This is a genomic window from Pseudomonas mendocina, from assembly GCF_900636545.1.
Taxonomy (GTDB): Bacteria; Pseudomonadota; Gammaproteobacteria; order Pseudomonadales; family Pseudomonadaceae; genus Aquipseudomonas; species Aquipseudomonas mendocina.
On the sequence record NZ_LR134290.1, the window covers coordinates 1049798 to 1065115 of the forward strand.

General features: G+C 63.7%; 16 protein-coding genes. 8 read left to right on the top strand and 8 right to left on the bottom strand.

Annotation, left to right across the window (positions count from 1 at the left end; translation table 11 throughout):
* Positions 1–59 precede the first annotated feature (59 nt).
* Entirely contained in the window at positions 60–1082 is a 1023-nt protein-coding gene (gene ada, locus EL191_RS04740) for a bifunctional DNA-binding transcriptional regulator/O6-methylguanine-DNA methyltransferase Ada (RefSeq protein ID WP_041976889.1), read from the bottom strand.
* A gap of 169 nt (positions 1083–1251) precedes the next feature.
* Here ada and EL191_RS04745 point away from each other — a divergent pair, with 169 nt between their 5' ends.
* Positions 1252–2424 carry an HD-GYP domain-containing protein gene (locus tag EL191_RS04745; RefSeq protein ID WP_041976892.1) on the top strand — a complete coding sequence of 391 codons (1173 nt, stop codon included), beginning with the start codon at positions 1252–1254 and terminating at the stop codon, positions 2422–2424.
* Between the two features lie 113 nt (positions 2425–2537).
* Here the strand turns inward: EL191_RS04745 and EL191_RS04750 are convergent, their stop codons facing one another.
* Entirely contained in the window at positions 2538–3251 is a 714-nt protein-coding gene (locus EL191_RS04750; protein WP_041976895.1) for an SIMPL domain-containing protein, read from the bottom strand.
* 194 nt (positions 3252–3445) lie between these two features.
* Here EL191_RS04750 and EL191_RS04755 point away from each other — a divergent pair, with 194 nt between their 5' ends.
* The 4 genes from EL191_RS04755 to EL191_RS04770 all read left to right on the top strand — a co-directional run bounded on the left by EL191_RS04755 (position 3446) and on the right by EL191_RS04770 (position 7018).
* Entirely contained in the window at positions 3446–4699 is a 1254-nt protein-coding gene (locus EL191_RS04755; protein ID WP_041976897.1) for an ATP-binding protein, read from the top strand.
* Positions 4700–4714: 15 nt separating this feature from the next.
* A complete protein-coding gene (locus EL191_RS04760; RefSeq protein ID WP_013714077.1) occupies positions 4715–5275 on the top strand; it encodes a response regulator transcription factor in 561 nt (186 codons plus the stop codon).
* A 236-nt stretch (positions 5276–5511) separates the two neighbouring features.
* Positions 5512–6453, top strand: coding sequence for an AEC family transporter (locus EL191_RS04765; protein WP_013714078.1), 942 nt, complete (start codon positions 5512–5514; stop codon positions 6451–6453).
* A 43-nt stretch (positions 6454–6496) separates the two neighbouring features.
* Positions 6497–7018 (top strand): hypothetical protein, encoded by a 522-nt coding sequence (locus tag EL191_RS04770; protein WP_013714079.1) that lies wholly within the window; start codon positions 6497–6499, stop codon positions 7016–7018.
* A 78-nt stretch (positions 7019–7096) separates the two neighbouring features.
* Here EL191_RS04770 and EL191_RS04775 read toward each other — a convergent pair whose 3' ends face one another.
* From EL191_RS04775 to gatC, 6 genes are all read right to left on the bottom strand, one after another.
* On the bottom strand, positions 7097–7486 hold the full coding sequence (locus EL191_RS04775) for a carboxymuconolactone decarboxylase family protein (RefSeq protein WP_013714080.1): 390 nt from the start codon (positions 7484–7486) through the stop codon (positions 7097–7099).
* Positions 7487–7488: 2 nt separating this feature from the next.
* Complete coding sequence (locus EL191_RS04780) at positions 7489–8583, bottom strand: calcium/sodium antiporter (RefSeq protein ID WP_013714081.1); 1095 nt, start codon at positions 8581–8583, stop codon at positions 7489–7491.
* 91 nt (positions 8584–8674) lie between these two features.
* Positions 8675–9097 carry a septal ring lytic transglycosylase RlpA family protein gene (locus EL191_RS04785; protein WP_041976899.1) on the bottom strand — a complete coding sequence of 141 codons (423 nt, stop codon included), beginning with the start codon at positions 9095–9097 and terminating at the stop codon, positions 8675–8677.
* Positions 9098–9169: 72 nt separating this feature from the next.
* A complete protein-coding gene (gene gatB, locus EL191_RS04790; RefSeq protein ID WP_041976900.1) occupies positions 9170–10615 on the bottom strand; it encodes an Asp-tRNA(Asn)/Glu-tRNA(Gln) amidotransferase subunit GatB in 1446 nt (481 codons plus the stop codon).
* A gap of 11 nt (positions 10616–10626) precedes the next feature.
* A complete protein-coding gene (gatA, locus tag EL191_RS04795) occupies positions 10627–12078 on the bottom strand; it encodes an Asp-tRNA(Asn)/Glu-tRNA(Gln) amidotransferase subunit GatA (RefSeq protein WP_041976903.1) in 1452 nt (483 codons plus the stop codon).
* Between the two features lie 15 nt (positions 12079–12093).
* Positions 12094–12381 carry an Asp-tRNA(Asn)/Glu-tRNA(Gln) amidotransferase subunit GatC gene (gene gatC / locus EL191_RS04800; RefSeq protein WP_013714085.1) on the bottom strand — a complete coding sequence of 96 codons (288 nt, stop codon included), beginning with the start codon at positions 12379–12381 and terminating at the stop codon, positions 12094–12096.
* A 228-nt stretch (positions 12382–12609) separates the two neighbouring features.
* On the opposite strand from gatC, the gene mreB reads away from it, so the two are divergent.
* The 3 genes from mreB to mreD all read left to right on the top strand — a co-directional run bounded on the left by mreB (position 12610) and on the right by mreD (position 15277).
* A complete protein-coding gene (mreB, locus tag EL191_RS04805; RefSeq protein WP_013714086.1) occupies positions 12610–13647 on the top strand; it encodes a rod shape-determining protein MreB in 1038 nt (345 codons plus the stop codon).
* Between the two features lie 194 nt (positions 13648–13841).
* Positions 13842–14789: a rod shape-determining protein MreC gene (gene mreC, locus EL191_RS04810; protein ID WP_232005509.1), complete on the top strand. Its 948-nt coding sequence runs from the start codon at positions 13842–13844 to the stop codon at positions 14787–14789.
* Positions 14789–15277, top strand: coding sequence for a rod shape-determining protein MreD (mreD, locus tag EL191_RS04815; protein ID WP_041976905.1), 489 nt, complete (start codon positions 14789–14791; stop codon positions 15275–15277). The genes mreC and mreD overlap by 1 nt, the downstream gene beginning before the upstream one ends.
* Positions 15278–15318: the final 41 nt, after the last annotated feature.

A 15318-nucleotide genomic window follows, 5' to 3' on the forward strand; every position in this document is an offset into this window, starting at 1 on the left:
CTACGGCTGTCAGCGCGCAGCGCAGCAAAGTGTAGGGTGCGCCGTGCGCACCGACAGTGTTACGACTGCTCCTGCTCCAGTAACCGCCGCTTGCGCTGCAGCCCCCAGCGATAGCCACTGAGGCTGCCATCACTGGCCACCACACGGTGGCATGGCAGCAGCAGACCGATGGAGTTACTGGCGCAGGCGCGGGCAACTGCCCGCGGATGACTGTCCAGTTGTGCAGCCAGTTGGGCATAGCTGCGGGTTTCACCGCTGGGGATACGCTGCAGCGCCTGCCAGACGCGCTGCTGGAAAGCGCTGCCGCGAATGTCCAGCGGCAGGTGAGCGGCGCGTTCGGGTTCCTCGAGTTGCGCCAGCACCTGTTGCAGCCAACTGCGCAGGCCTGCTTCATCCTCTTCCAGTTGCGCCGCAGCAAAGCGTTGCTGAAGCTCCTCGCGCAGGGCTGCCGGTTCGTCGCCGAACAGCAGCGCGCAGACACCCCTGTCGCTGGTTGCCAGCAGCACCTGGCCGAGCGGGCAGGGCGCGATGCTGTAACGCAGGCACTCGCCGGCCGCGCGTTGGCGGCGTTGAGCAGGCGTCAGGGCCTGGGGCTTTTCATACAGGGCGCGGGTGCCGGAGTAGCCGGCGGCCAGGGCCGCGTCGAGCACGCTATCGGCCTCTGGTAGATGAGCCTCGAGGCGCTGGCGCCGTTGCGCCGCGGCCCAGGCATTGGGCGTCATCCCGGTGCGCGCCCTGAACGCTCGGGCCAGATGCGATGACGACAAACCGATGCGTGCGGCCAGTTGTGCCAGCGTCAGCCGTTGTTCGCCACGCAGTAACTCACAAGCGGCCGCGACCAGTGCGTCGAGCTGTTGCGCCGGGCTCTGGCCTTGCGGCGAGCAGCGCTTGCAGGGGCGAAATCCAGCTGCTTCTGCACTTTGTGCATCGCTATGGAAACTGACGTTGTCGCGTCGCGGCCGTCGAGCCGGACAGTTCGGCCGACAATAGATGCCGGTGCTGCGTACGGCGAAGACGAAGCGTCCGTCGAACGCCTCGTCACGCTCACAGACTGCTTGCCAGTAACGTTCCTGGTCGAGCATTGGATGCCCTTGCGCTAAGGATTCTGGCGACGATTGTCGGCTGGCACTGCCGCGCTGCCAATCCGAATTGCACTTTCAAACCCCAGGCAAGGTCATTTGTATGACGGCCTGAGCGCAAATGCAGCCCAGCGCCTTTAATGAGGATAGGCGGGTGCCAACGGAGGTCGCCATGCGCGGGATGCTCGATAGGCCGGAGCAGGAATTGATTCTGGTAGTGGATGATTCGGTAGATGCGCGCCAGCGGCTTGGTGCCTTGTTGGTCGACCGCTATCAGGTGCGACTGGTCGGGAATGAGGAAGCCCTGCATGCCGCCAGGGCCCGCCCGCAGCCAGATTTGATTCTGCTCAGTTGGCAGGATGACTACGCATTGTGCCGCGAGCTGAAGAATGATCCGCAAACCCGCTACATTCCGTTGATTCTGGTGACGGCCAGAAGCGATGCCGCCGACGAGCAGTTGGGCTTCGACCTCGGCGCTGCCGACTACATCACCAAGCCGGTCAGCCCGCCCATCGTTCTTGCCCGCGTGCGGGCGCAACTGCAGCTCAAGGCTGCCACCGACTACCTGCGCGACAAGAGCGAATATCTGGAGCTCGAGGTCAAACGCCGTACACGCGATATCCAGCGCTTGCAGGACGTCACCATCGAGGCCATGGCCAGTGTCGCGGTGATGCGTGACAACCCGCGCAGCCGCCGCCTGGAGCGGATCGAACGCTACATGATCGGCCTGGCCACTGCCCTGGCGCGGCAGCAGCCGGCCCTGTGGGAAACATTGAGCGAGGAGCGCATCGCCCAGTTGGGCAAGTCGGCCATGCTGCACGTGATCGATCGTCTGACCTTGCCCGATCGCGTACTGCTCAGCCATGGCGAGCCGGACGAGAGCGACCTGCGCCTGCTGAGCGAGGGCGTGATTGCCGGACGTGAAGCCCTGGAACGGGCCGAGCGCAAGCTGGGTAGCATCACCGACTTCCTGTCCGACGCCAAGGATATCGTTTACGGCCAGCACGAGCGCTGGGATGGCAAAGGCTATCCGCAGGGCCTGTTCGGTGAGCAGATACCGCTATCGGCTCGATTGATGGCGCTGGTGGGGCACTTCGAAGAACTGACCTGCCAGCATGCCTACCTGCCGGCCGTCAGCCCGGAGCAGGCGGTGACGCAGATCTGCGCGGCCAGCGGCACGCGCTTCGATCCCCTGGTGGTACTGGCGTTCGTCGAAGCGACGCCGGAGTTCCTGCATATCGCCAAAACCATGGCCGACGACGCCGCAGCGGTCGGTGTCGAGTTGCAGCGTCTCGAGGATTCGCTGGCGGAGAACATCGAGCTGACGCTACCGCCGGTGCCTTGAGGCGAGCGCAGGCATGCTGCTACGCGGCCTCTTGTCCGCGCGGAGCGAGCATCACGCAGACAGTGAAACGCCGTTATCCGTCGATAACGGCGTTTCTCGTTTCCGCTCGGGAATCAGGGCATCTGCACTTCGATGACGCCATCGGCGCTGACCGTGACCTGGCTAGTGCCGGCTTCGATCTGCGGCGTGGGCGCTGCGTCCATCATCGCCATGCCCTTGGCCTCGAAGTTGCGCATGGCCATTTGCGGCTGGAAGCCTCCGGTGTTGAGGCTCAGACTGACCAGCTTGTAGCCCTTGCCGCCCAGCGCTTCGGTGGCCAGTTGGGCGCGTGCCTTGAAGGCATTGACGGCGTCCTTGAGCATGGCGTCCTCACGCGTCTTGCGCGTGTCGGTGGCGATGCTGAAGTCCATGCCGGCCATCTTCATCGATTGCAGCAGCTCTCCGGTGAGGGTGGACAGGCGGGCGAAGTCGGCACTTTCCAGGCGCACCTCGGCGCGCTCGCGCCAGGCGGTGATCTTCTGGCCCTTGTCGTCGTACACCGGGTAGCTGTTGCGGCTGCCCAGTTTGACCGTCACGCCCTTGACCTGGCGCGCCTGCTCCAGGGTCTTGTTGAGGGCCGTGGTGATCTCGGCTGCCAGCTTGGCCGGGTCGGCATTCTGCGACTCGGTGTAGAGGGCGACGTGCATCAGGTCGTGGGCGACCTCCTGGTTCACCTCGGCGCGCAGGGAAATCTGGTTGTAGCGCGCCTCATCGGCCAGCAGGCCGGTGCTGGCCAGGCTGGCGGCGGTCAGGGCGAGGATGGAGGCGATACGGGGCATGGTGCGCATGTGCAGTTCCTTTTTCAGTGGCCTTGATGGCCGTTTCCCGAGGGTAGACGAAGACGGGTGACGATTCGGGTTAAACCCGCTTGAGTTTTTTTGCCGGGCGTCGAAACAGGGGCACAAAGGTGTGCGTCCGGTTGCCGCAGCGGCGCAAGGCCGCAGCAGGCTTGGTTATACTCGCGCCATCAATTGGAGTCGCCATGCTCGAACCCGTGCAGTTACTCTCCGCCAGTCGCCAGAATCTATGGCGCCTGACCCTCATTCGAATTCTGGTGCTGGCCGCTCAGGCAGGTTCGGTCGGGCTTGCCTACAAGTCGGGCATGATACCGCTGCCCTGGTTGCAGTTATCGGTCACCCTTGGCGTTTCTCTGCTGTTGTGTCTGGGCACGGCGCTGCGCCTGCGCGGTCCCTGGCCGGTGACCGAGGTCGAGTACGCGGTACAGCTCGGCTGTGACCTGATCATTCATAGCGTGCTGCTGTATTACTCGGGTGGTTCGACCAATCCCTTCGTCTCCTACTACCTGGTGCCGCTGACCATCGCCGCGGCGACGCTGCCCTGGCTGTTCACCATCGTGCTATCCGGCCTGGCGTTGGCGGGATATACCCTGCTGCTGGTGTGGACGCACCCACTCGAATTGCCTGCCGCCCGCGAGAGCCTGCTGGTCTACGGCATGTGGCTGAGCTTCGCCCTGGCTGCATCGTTGATCACCTTCTTCGTGGCCAAGATGGCCGAGGAACTGCGCCGCCAGGATGAGCTGCGCGCCGAGCGCCGTGAGGAAAGCCTGCGTGATCAACAGCTGCTGGCCGTGGCCACGCAGGCTGCCGGCGCCGCCCATGAGCTGGGTACGCCGCTGGGTACCATGAGCGTGCTGCTCAAGGAGCTGCGCCAGGAATATCGCGACACGCCTGCGCTGCAGGATGACCTGGCGCTGCTGCAGGAGCAGGTCAGGCTGTGCAAGTTCACCTTGCAGCAGTTGGTGCGCGCTGCCGAGAACGATCGGCGCCAGGCGGTGATCGAACAGTCCAGCGTGGAGTGGCTGGAAACCACCCTCAATCGCTGGCACCTGATGCGCCCCGAGGCCAGCTACCGCTACCAATGCCTCGGCCGTGGCACGCCACCGCGCATCATGCCGCCGGCAGACCTGACCCAGGCGCTGCTCAATCTGCTCAACAACGCCGCCGATGCCTGCCCGGACAAACTCGATATCCGTCTGGACTGGGATCATCAGTGGCTGCGCCTGAGCATCCGTGACCACGGCGTCGGCGTACCGCTGGCCATTGCCGAACAGCTCGGTCGACCCTTCTTCACCACCAAGGGCAAGGGCTTCGGGTTGGGGCTGTTCCTCAGCCAGGCCAGCGTGACCCGTGCCGGTGGTACGGTTAAGTTGTATAACCACGAGGAAGGCGGCACCCTCACCGAATTGAAGTTGCCGCGTGCCTACGGCGTGGCCTGATTAGGAAAACCAAGCATGAGCGAAGAATCCCTGTTCGAAGGCGAAGAGCATCCGCATCTGCTGCTGGTGGATGACGATCCCACCTTCACCCGCGTGATGGCGCGTGCCATGAGTCGCCGCGGCCTGCGCGTCTCCACCGCATCCAGCGCCGAAGAGGGCCTGGCCCTGGCCAAGGACGATCTGCCGGATTACGCCGTGGTCGATCTGAAGATGGAAGGCGACTCTGGCCTGGTGCTATTGCCCAAGCTGCTGGAGCTGGACGCCGAGATGCGTGTGGTGATCCTCACCGGCTATTCCAGCATCGCCACCGCGGTGGAGGCCATCAAGCGCGGTGCGGCCAACTACCTGTGCAAGCCGGCCGATGCTGACGATGTGCTCACTGCGCTGCTCTCCGAGCACGCCGACCTGGACAGCCTGGTGCCGGAAAACCCGATGTCGGTGGACCGCCTGCAATGGGAGCACATCCAGCGCGTGCTGGCCGAGCACGAGGGCAACATCTCCGCCACCGCACGCGCCCTGGGCATGCACCGCCGCACGTTGCAGCGCAAATTGCAGAAGCGCCCGGTTCGCCGCTGATTCTTAGCATGCCTGTATAGCCCGGGCTTCAACCCTGTAGGGTGGGCCGGGCGGCGATCCGCTTTAGCCCGTAGGGTGGGCTTCAGCCCACCAGGGGGCTCAGGCCGTAGGATGGGCTGAGCTCATCAACGCGGGTTCACGTGGGCTAAAGCCCACTCTACAACGACGCGTTTTTTGCCCATGGCCGATAAATGCTTAGCCAGCTAACATAGGTCGTCAGACAACTCTGGTGCCCTATGTTCGCCGTCGCAGCACAAACCCTCGCCATCACTGCGCCCGTGTTCGCCATGCTGTTTCTCGGCGTGATACTCAAGCGTGTACGCTGGATCGATACCCCCTTCATCGATACGGCCTCGAGCCTGGTGTTTCGCGGCACCATGCCGACCCTGCTGTTTCTTGGTGTGGTCAAGGCCGACCTGGATGCGGCCATGCAGCCGCAACTGCTGACCTACTTCTTCCTGGCTACCGTGGCCTCGTTCTTCGTTGCCTGGGCCTGGGCTATCTGGCGGGTGCCGTTCGAGGACCGCGGTATCTACACCCAGGGTGCCTTCCGCGGTAACAACGGCATTGTCGGTCTGGCGCTGGCCACCAGCATGTATGGCGACTACGGTCTGTCGGTCGGCTCACTGCTCGCGGCGCTGGTGATCCTCTGCTACAACGCGCTGTCGGCCGTCGTGCTGGCCATCTACAGCCCAGGCGTGAAACCTGGTGCCAAGGCCATAGTGCGCAGCATCGTGACCAATCCGATGATCATCGGCGTGCTGTTGGCCGTACCGATCGCCTACTGGAAGATCCCGCTACCGCAGTGGTTTCTGACCTCGGCCGAGTACTTCGCGCAGATGACCTTGCCGCTGGCGCTGATCTGTATCGGCGGCACGCTGAGCCTGGCGTCGCTGCATCGCAGCAGCGGCACCGCGATCGGCTCGGGCATGATGAAAATGGTCTGGCTACCCCTGCTGAGTACCTCTGGCGCCTGGCTGTTGGGCTTTCGCGGCGCGGACCTGGCGATCCTCTTCCTCTATTTCGCCAGCCCCACGGCGGCGGCCAGCTTCGTCATGGCCCGTGCAGTGGGGGCCAACCATGAGCTGGCGGCAGCCATCATCGTGATCACCACGCTGGCGGCGGTGGTCACCACCAACATCGGTTTGTTGTTGTTGCAATGGGGCGGCTGGATCTAGCGTTTCGGTATTCGCTGAACTCGGTTTTTCAAGGAGAGGAAAAATGAGCGATTCCATCCACTGGTTCGTGGTGAGTTGCCGCAGTGACGAGCAGGCGCGTGTGCGGGGGCGGTCGCTGCTGGACTGGCTGATCGAACGAAGGATCGTTGCGGCCCAGGTCTGCCCGCGCAGTGGCCTCTATCTGCCAGGGGACGCTGCGCAGGGATTCGACCGCGCTATCGACTACTGCGGCGTCCAGCTCGTTCAGGAACGTACCGTATTCCATGCGGGCGACAGTGGCCTGGAAGGATTGGCCTGTCCGAGCTGCCAGCAGGTCAGTGCAGCTGATGAAATCGCCTGGGACGAGGCCGTCGGCAACTGGTTCGCCGGGCAGGACGATGCGACGCTTAACTGTCCGGCCTGTCAGCGCGCCGGGCGCCTGCACGACTGGCAGTTCCTGCCCATGCCCTGGGCTTTCGGCAATCTGGGGGTGGGCTTCTGCAACTGGTGGCCGGATGAGTCGATGATCGAGGCGCTACTGGCTGAACTGGGGCCCGAAGCGCGCCAGGTTCGCCAGCACACCTGAGGTCTTGCCTCGGAGGCCGAGACAGAAAGTGGGCACGATGTCCCTCACTTTCCGCAGCGTTGCTACGCAGGTGGGCTGCTAGGTTTCAGATGCGTTGCGCTGCCACTCGTCGATCACTTCCTGCGCCGCGCGGAAGGCGTCGATGCTGGCTGGTACGCCGGCATACACCGCACAGTGCAGCAGGGTTTCGCGAATTTCCTCGACGGTGCAGCCATTGTTCAGCGCACCGCGCACGTGGCCTTTGAGTTCCTGTGGGCATTTCAGGGCGGTTAGCGCCGCCAGGGTGATCAGGCTGCGCGTCGCACGCGGCAGACCGCTGCGTGTCCATACGCCACCCCAGGCATGTTCGTTGACGAAGTCCTGCAATGGCTGGGTAAGCTCGGTGGCATTGTTCAGGGCGCGGTCGACGAATGCATCGCCCATCACCTCACGACGCACCTGCAGACCGCGGTCATGGTTCTCGCTCATGTTCACACCTGCTCGCCACGTTGTTTGTGCCAGGCACGCCCGGCGATGATCACCAGGGTGATGGCGGTGAGCGGCAGCACGTAGCCGATCATCGCGTCACCAAAGGTTTCGGCCTGCGGGCGGCCGGTGCTGAACAGCACCAGATACAGGGTGTAGGCCACGTAGTAGGCGAGAAACAACAGGCCTTCCCAGCGGTTGATGCGATAGCCGCTGAAGAAGATCGGCAGGCAGGCCACCGCCACGGCGATCATTACCGGGAAGTCGAAGGCCAGGGCATTGGCAGCGACCGGAATGGCTGCCGGCGAGACCAGCGAGGCCAGACCCAGCACGCAGAGCAGGTTGAAGATGTTGCTGCCGACGATGTTGCCTACGGCGATGTCTCGCTCGCCCTTGAAGGCGGCAATGATCGAGGTCGCCAGCTCGGGTAGTGAGGTGCCTACGGCGATCACGGTCAGGCCGATCACCAACTCCGACAGGCCCAATGCGCGAGCCAGTTGCACGGCGCCTTCGACCAGGAAGTTGGAACCCGTCACCAGCAGCACCAGGCCCGCGATGACCAGGCCCAGGTTGATTGCCCAGGCATAGGGTTTGGGGGATTCGTCGAGGCCGAATTCCTTGGCGAATTCATCGTCATCGCCGGCCTTTTCCTTGCGTGCGCCATAGATCAGGAAGCCGGTGTAGGCCAGAACGCCAGCGAACAGCAGGGCGCCATCGAGGCGACTCAGTTCGCCGTCCCAGGCCAGGCCGAAGGTGACCAGGCTGGCGCCGATCATGATCGGCACATCGAGGCGAATCAGCTGGCGCGAGACAACCAGCGGCGCGACCAGGGCCGTCACACCGAGGATAAGCAGGACGTTGGCGATATTGCTGCCGATGACGTTGCCAATGGCCAGGTCGCCGCTGCCGTTGAATGCCGATTGCACGCTGACCGCGGTTTCCGGCGCGCTGGTGCCGAAGGCCACCACGGTCAGGCCGATCACCAGGGGAGGGATGCCGAACTGTGCGGCCAGCTTGGCGGCGCCGCGCACCAGCACTTCGGCACCGGCTACCAGCAGCACCAGGCCGGCGATCAGGTAGACATAGGTCATCAGGGTCATTGCAAGGGAGCTCCGGAAAAAGTGCGGCTAGTGTAGCGATGGCATTTTGCGCCGCCAGGTGCTGCAGAAAGATTTTGTTGCCAATTGTTCGTCAGTCCAGCGTCTCGACCCGCACCGGCACCACCCCTGCACGCAGCATGTCCAGGCGCACGGCGGCAGCCCGTGAAACGTCGATCACGCGGCCGCGTACGAAGGGCCCACGATCATTGATGCGCAATACGACGCTGCGTTCATTGTTCAGGTTGGTCACCCGCACGCGAGTGCCGAACGGCAGGGTGCGATGCGCGGCAGTCAAGGCGTTCTGATCGAAGCGCTCGCCACTGGCGGTGCGCTGGCCGTGGTGGCGATCACCGTAGTAGGAGGCCTTGCCGGTTTCGCTACCGCCTGCACCGCCGCCAAGGGTGGAACAACCGGTGAGCAGGGCAAGCGCACCGAGCAGGGCGTAGCTGCGCAACGCGGATGCGATTCGGGCGGGCGAGCATTCCCGGATTGCATCCGGGTTACGGATATTCATCTTGTCTGTCTCCATAAAAAACGCCGGGCGAGCCCGGCGTCGTTGCAACTGTCGTAAGCGAGCCGGCCAGGCTCAGCCTTCGAGCTTCTTCTTCAGCAGTTCGTTCACTTGCCCCGGGTTGGCCTTGCCCTTGGAGGCTTTCATGGCCTGGCCGACGAAGAAGCCGAACATCTTGCCGCGCTTGGCTTCGTCGCTGGCGCGGTACTGCTCGACCTGCTCGGCGTTGGCGGCCAGCACCTCATCGAGCATCTTCTCGATGGCGCCGGAGTCGGTGACCTGCTTGAGGCCCTTGCTCTCGATGATCGCATCGGCGCTGCCTTCACCGGCGGCCATGGCCTCGAACACCATCTTGGCGATCTTGCCGCTGATGGTGTTGTCCTTGATGCGCAGGATCATGCCACCCAGGTGCTCGGCGGACACCGGCGACTGCTCGATCTCCAGGCCTTCCTTGTTGAGCAGGCTGGACAGCTCGCCCATCACCCAGTTGGCAGCCAGCTTCGCGTCGCCACAGACCTTGGCCACTTCCTCGAAGTACTCGGCCATTTCGCGGCTGGACGAGAGGACGCTGGCATCGTAGGTGGACAGGCCGTACTGGCTCTGGAAACGCTCGCGCTTCTGCGTCGGCAACTCCGGCAACTGGCTGCGCACTTCGTCGAGGAAGCTCTGCTCGATCACCACCGGCAGCAGGTCGGGGCAGGGGAAGTAACGGTAGTCGTTGGCTTCTTCCTTGCCACGCATGGAGCGGGTTTCGTCCTTGTTCGGGTCGTACAGGCGGGTTTCCTGTATGACCTTGCCACCGTCCTCGATCAGTTCGATCTGGCGCTGGATCTCGTGGTTGATGGCCTTCTCGATGAAGCGGAAGGAGTTGACGTTCTTGATCTCGGCGCGGGTGCCGAAGGCTTCCTGGCCTTTCGGCCGCACGGAAACGTTGCAGTCGCAGCGCAGCGAGCCTTCGGCCATGTTGCCGTCGCAGATGCCCAGGTAACGCACCAGTGCGTGGATGGCCTTGACGTAGGCCACCGCTTCCTTGGCCGAACGGATGTCCGGCTCGGAGACGATCTCCAGCAGCGGGGTGCCGGCACGGTTCAGGTCGATACCGCTCATGCCGTGGAAGTCTTCGTGCAGGCTCTTGCCGGCATCCTCTTCCAGATGCGCACGGGTAATGCCGATGCGCTTGACGGTGCCGTCTTCCAGGGTGATGTCCAGATGGCCCTTGCCGACGATGGGGTGATCCATCTGGCTGGTCTGGTAGCCCTTGGGCAGGTCCGGGTAGAAGTAGTTCTTACGGGCGAAGACGTTACGCGCGCCGATCTCGGCATCGATGGCCAGACCGAACTTGCAGGCCATGCGCACGGCTTCGGCATTGAGCACCGGCAGGGTGCCGGGCATGCCGAGGTCGATCAGGCTGGCCTGGGTGTTGGGCTCGGCGCCGAAGCTGGTGGCGCTGGCCGAGAAGATCTTCGATTGGGTGCTGAGCTGAGCGTGAATCTCAAGCCCGATCACTGTTTCCCATTGCATCTGTTTATTCCTCAGAAACCAGTCGGTGCTTGTTGGTGCCAGTCAGTGACCTGTTGGTACTGATGCGCGACGTTGAGCAGACGACCTTCCTGGAAGTAGTTGCCGAGCAGTTGCACACCGACCGGCAGGCCATCGACGAAGCCGGCCGGCATCGACAGGCCGGGAATACCGGCGAGGTTGGCGGTGATGGTGTAGATGTCTTCCAGATAGGCAGAAACCGGGTCGCCACCTTTCTCGCCGATCTTCCACGCCAGGTTTGGCGTGGTCGGGCCGAGGATCACGTCGACATCGTTGAACGCAGCGACGAAGTCGTTCTTGATCAGGCGGCGGATCTGCTGGGCCTTGATGTAGTAGGCGTCGTAGTAACCGGCGGACAGGGCGTAGGTACCGACCATGATGCGGCGTTTGACTTCCGCACCGAAGCCTTCGCCACGCGAGCGCTTGTACAGGTCTTCGAGGTTGACCGGGTTCTCGCAGCGATAGCCGAAGCGCACGCCGTCGAAGCGCGACAGGTTGGAACTGGCTTCGGCCGGGGCGATCACGTAATAGGCGGGGATCGCGTGCTGCATGTTTGGCAGCGAGATGTCCTTGACGCTGGCGCCGAGCTTTTTCAGTTCCTCGACCACAGCCATGACTTTCTCGCCAATACGGGCGTCGAGGCCGGCGCCGAAGTATTCCTTGGGCAGGCCGATGCGCAGGCCGGCCAGCGGCTGGGCCAGCGCCGCCAGGTAGTCATCGACCGGCTGGTCGACGCTGGTCGAATCCTTGGGGTCGAAACCGGCCATGGCACCGAGCAGCAGGGCGCAGTCCTCGGCGGTGCGGGCCAGCGGGCCGCCCTGATCGAGGCTGGAGGCATAGGCGATCATGCCCCAGCGCGAAACGCGGCCGTAGGTCGGCTTGATGCCGGTGAGGTTGGTCAGTGCGGCTGGCTGGCGGATCGAACCGCCGGTGTCGGTGCCGGTGGCGGCCGGCAGCAGGCGCGCGGCAACCGCTGCGGCGGAGCCGCCCGAAGAGCCGCCAGGTACGCGGCTGGTGTCCCAGGGGTTCTTCACCGGGCCGTAGTGGCTGGATTCGTTGGCCGAGCCCATGGCGAATTCGTCCATGTTCAGCTTGCCGAGGGTGACGGTGCCGGCGGATTTGAGCTTGTCGACCACGGTGGCGTCATAGGGCGCCTTGAAGCCGGTGAGGATCTTCGAGCCGCAGGAAGTCAGCACGCCGTTGGTGCAGAACAGGTCCTTGTGCGCGATCGGCGCGCCGAGCAGGGCGCCGTTTTCACCGGCGCTGCGGCGGGCGTCGGCGGCCTTGGCCTGCTGCAGAGCGAGGTCTTGGGTAACGGTGATGAAACTGTTGAGCTGCGGGTCGAGCTGTTCGATGCGCGTCAGCAGGCTGCGGGTCAGTTCTTCGGCGGAGAATTGCTTGGCCGCAAGGCCCTTGGCGATCTCGGCCAGAGTCAGTTGATGCATGTCAGGCCCTTTCCTTTATTCGATGACTTTCGGCACGAGGTACAGGCCGCTTTCCACGGCCGGGGCGATGGCCTGGTAGGCGTCGCGATGGTTGCTCTCGTTGACCACGTCGGCACGCAGGCGCTGGGTGGCTTCCAGCGGGTGGGCCAGGGGTTCGATGCCCTGGGTGTCGACGGCCTGCATCTGGTCGATCAGACCGAGGATGTTGTTCAGGGTCTCGGTGGTTTGCGGAATATCGCCTTCGTTCAGACCCAGGCGGGCCAGGTGGGCGATTTTTTCCACCTCGGAGCGTTCAAGCGCCATCGGGGGTTCTCCAGTGGAAGTGTGACAGAGAGGGCATGCAGGGAACGGATGTCGCGAGCCAGCGGTCAAAGGCCGCGATGTGCAGCTACAAGGCCCGGAAAAACAGGCAATCTACCATATTGCCGCCTTGCTCAAAATCCCTGCCGTTGTTAGAGTTTGCCGCACTTTTTACCCGCGCGTTTTTCCGCGTCTGACTTTTACCCACGCGTTGCCTAGGGTCCCTTCCTAATGTTCAAGAAACTGCGTGGCATGTTTTCCAGCGATCTGTCGATCGACCTGGGCACTGCCAATACCCTTATTTATGTGCGCGAGCGCGGTATCGTCCTGAATGAGCCGTCCGTGGTCGCTATCCGTACCCATGGCAACCAGAAGAGTGTCGTGGCCGTCGGCACCGAGGCCAAGCGCATGCTCGGCCGCACCCCCGGTAACATTTCCGCGATTCGTCCGATGAAGGATGGCGTGATCGCCGACTTCAGCGTCTGCGAGAAGATGCTGCAGTACTTCATCAACAAGGTTCACGAGAACAGCTTCCTGCAGCCGTCGCCGCGCGTGCTTATTTGCGTGCCGTGCAAATCGACCCAGGTCGAGCGCCGCGCCATCCGTGAATCGGCCCTGGGCGCTGGTGCCCGTGAAGTGTTCCTGATCGAAGAACCGATGGCCGCTGCCATCGGTGCCGGCCTGCCGGTCGAAGAGGCCCGCGGTTCGATGGTCGTCGACATTGGCGGCGGTACCACCGAGATCGCCCTGATTTCCCTGAACGGCGTGGTCTATGCCGAGTCCGTTCGCGTCGGCGGCGACCGCTTCGACGAAGCCATCATCACCTATGTGCGCCGCAACTACGGTTCGCTGATCGGTGAGGGCACCGCCGAGCGGATCAAGCAGGAAATCGGCACTGCCTACCCGGGCGGCGAGATCCGCGAAGTCGACGTACGCGGCCGCAACCTGGCCGAGGGCGTACCGCGCAGCTTCACCCTGAATTCCAACGAAGTGCTCGAAGCGCTGCAGGAGTCCCTGGCGACCATCGTTCAGGCGGTCAAGAGCGCCTTGGAGCAATCGCCGCCCGAGCTGGCCTCGGACATCGCCGAGCGCGGCCTGGTGCTGACCGGTGGTGGCGCGCTGCTGCGTGACCTGGACAAGCTGCTCTCCCAGGAAACCGGTCTGCCGGTGATCGTTGCCGAAGACCCGCTGACCTGCGTCGCCCGTGGCGGCGGCAAGGCCCTGGAAATGATGGATCGCCACGCCATGGACCTGCTCTCCACCGAGTGAGCCCCGCGGCTGTGGACGCTTGCCGTGCCGCCTCCGGGCGGCACGCGCATATTCGAGCATTGCAGTACACTCGGCCCAACCTTCGCCAGACCGGTTCGCCCTTCGCATGAATTCGCGCGCTTTCCGCCCTCGTGGCGCACAAGGAGCAGCTCATTAAGCCGCTCTTCGCCAAAGGTCCCTCGCTGGGCATTCGCATGTTGGTATTTGCCGTATTGTCGGCAGTGCTGATGGTGGTCGACGCCCGCTTCGATACGCTCAAACCTGTGCGTAGCATGATGGGCATGGTGTTGACGCCCCTGTACGAACTGGCCGAGATGCCTGTGCGAGCCTGGGAAGGCGCGACCCAGCAAATTTCCTCGCGCAGCGAATTGCTGGCCGAAAACGAGAAGCTCAAGGCCGAAGCCCTGTTGCTGCAGCGCCGCCTGCAGAAGTTGGCGACCCTTACCGAGCAGAACGTGCGTCTGCGCGAGCTGCTCAATTCTGCAGCGTTGGTGGACGAGGAGGTACTGGTCAGCGAACTGATCGGCGTCGATCCCAACCCCTACACGCATCGCATCCTGATCGACAAGGGTGAGAAGGACTGCGTCGACGAGAGCAAGAAAAACTGCGTGTTCCTCGGTCAGCCGGTGCTCGATGCGCGTGGCCTGATGGGCCAGGTGGTGGAAGTCATGCCCTATACCTCGCGCGTATTGCTGCTCACCGACAATACCCACAGCATTCCCGTGCAGGTCAACCGTAACGGCCTGCGCGCCATCGCTGTCGGCACCGGCAACCCGGAAAGCCTCGAGCTGCGCCACGTCGCCGATACCGCTGACATCAAGGAAGGCGATCTGCTGGTCAGCTCCGGCATGGGCCAGCGTTTCCCGGCCGGCTACCCGGTCGCCACGGTCAAGGAAGTCATCCACGACTCCGGCCAGCCGTTCGCCATCGTTCGCGCCACGCCGACCGCGGCGCTCAATCGCAGCCGTTACCTGCTGCTGGTGTTCTCTGATCGCCGCAGCCCGGAACAACGTGCCTCGGATTCGGCCAAGGCTCAGGAAGCCGCCGACCGCGAGGCCGCGCAGGAGCGTACTCAGGGTGAGCCGGTGCCAGAGTCGAGCGCCGCTCCGGCCGCGGATGTTCCCGCACAGGAGGCGAACTGATGGTCGGTGCAAGACCACGTAATGGCTGGGTGATCTGGCTGACCCTGGCCTTCGCGTTGCTGCTCAGCGTGGCGCCGCTGCTCGAGTTCATGCAGGTCGGCCGCCCGCTGTGCGTCGCCCTGATTCTCACCTACTGGGTGCTGGCCCTGCCGCATCGCGTCGGTCTGACCACGGCCTGGGGGCTAGGCCTGGCGCAGGACGTGCTGCTCGGCACGTTGCTCGGGCAGAACGCGCTGATCCTCACGCTGATCACCTTCCTGGTGCTGAGCTTGCACCAGCGTCTGCGCATGTTCCCCATGTGGCAGCAGAGCATGGTGCTGATGGTGGTGTTCGGCCTCGCCCAGCTGGTTCAACTGTGGCTCAACGCCCTGACCGGCAGCCGTCCGCCAACCCTGGCCTTCATTCTGCCGGCGGTGGTCAGCGCGCTGCTATGGCCCTGGATCTGCGTCATTTTGCGTGGTCTGCACCTGCGCCTCAACGTCAACTGAACGCGGCCTGGCGCATGACTGGCCGCGGTTCGCCAAGGGAG

Coding starts and splice junctions, on each gene's coding strand:
- EL191_RS04750 (WP_041976895.1), bottom strand. CDS start 3,251: ATGCGCACCATGCCCCGTATCGCCTCCATCCTCGCCCTGACCGCCGCC.
- mreC (WP_232005509.1), top strand. CDS start 13,842: ATGTTGGTATTTGCCGTATTGTCGGCAGTGCTGATGGTGGTCGACGCC.
- EL191_RS04760 (WP_013714077.1), top strand. CDS start 4,715: ATGAGCGAAGAATCCCTGTTCGAAGGCGAAGAGCATCCGCATCTGCTG.
- gatB (WP_041976900.1), bottom strand. CDS start 10,615: ATGCAATGGGAAACAGTGATCGGGCTTGAGATTCACGCTCAGCTCAGC.
- EL191_RS04770 (WP_013714079.1), top strand. CDS start 6,497: ATGAGCGATTCCATCCACTGGTTCGTGGTGAGTTGCCGCAGTGACGAG.
- EL191_RS04785 (WP_041976899.1), bottom strand. CDS start 9,097: ATGAATATCCGTAACCCGGATGCAATCCGGGAATGCTCGCCCGCCCGA.
- EL191_RS04755 (WP_041976897.1), top strand. CDS start 3,446: ATGCTCGAACCCGTGCAGTTACTCTCCGCCAGTCGCCAGAATCTATGG.
- mreD (WP_041976905.1), top strand. CDS start 14,789: ATGGTCGGTGCAAGACCACGTAATGGCTGGGTGATCTGGCTGACCCTG.
- EL191_RS04780 (WP_013714081.1), bottom strand. CDS start 8,583: ATGACCCTGATGACCTATGTCTACCTGATCGCCGGCCTGGTGCTGCTG.
- gatA (WP_041976903.1), bottom strand. CDS start 12,078: ATGCATCAACTGACTCTGGCCGAGATCGCCAAGGGCCTTGCGGCCAAG.
- ada (WP_041976889.1), bottom strand. CDS start 1,082: ATGCTCGACCAGGAACGTTACTGGCAAGCAGTCTGTGAGCGTGACGAG.
- EL191_RS04775 (WP_013714080.1), bottom strand. CDS start 7,486: ATGAGCGAGAACCATGACCGCGGTCTGCAGGTGCGTCGTGAGGTGATG.
- gatC (WP_013714085.1), bottom strand. CDS start 12,381: ATGGCGCTTGAACGCTCCGAGGTGGAAAAAATCGCCCACCTGGCCCGC.
- EL191_RS04765 (WP_013714078.1), top strand. CDS start 5,512: ATGTTCGCCGTCGCAGCACAAACCCTCGCCATCACTGCGCCCGTGTTC.
- EL191_RS04745 (WP_041976892.1), top strand. CDS start 1,252: ATGCGCGGGATGCTCGATAGGCCGGAGCAGGAATTGATTCTGGTAGTG.
- mreB (WP_013714086.1), top strand. CDS start 12,610: ATGTTCAAGAAACTGCGTGGCATGTTTTCCAGCGATCTGTCGATCGAC.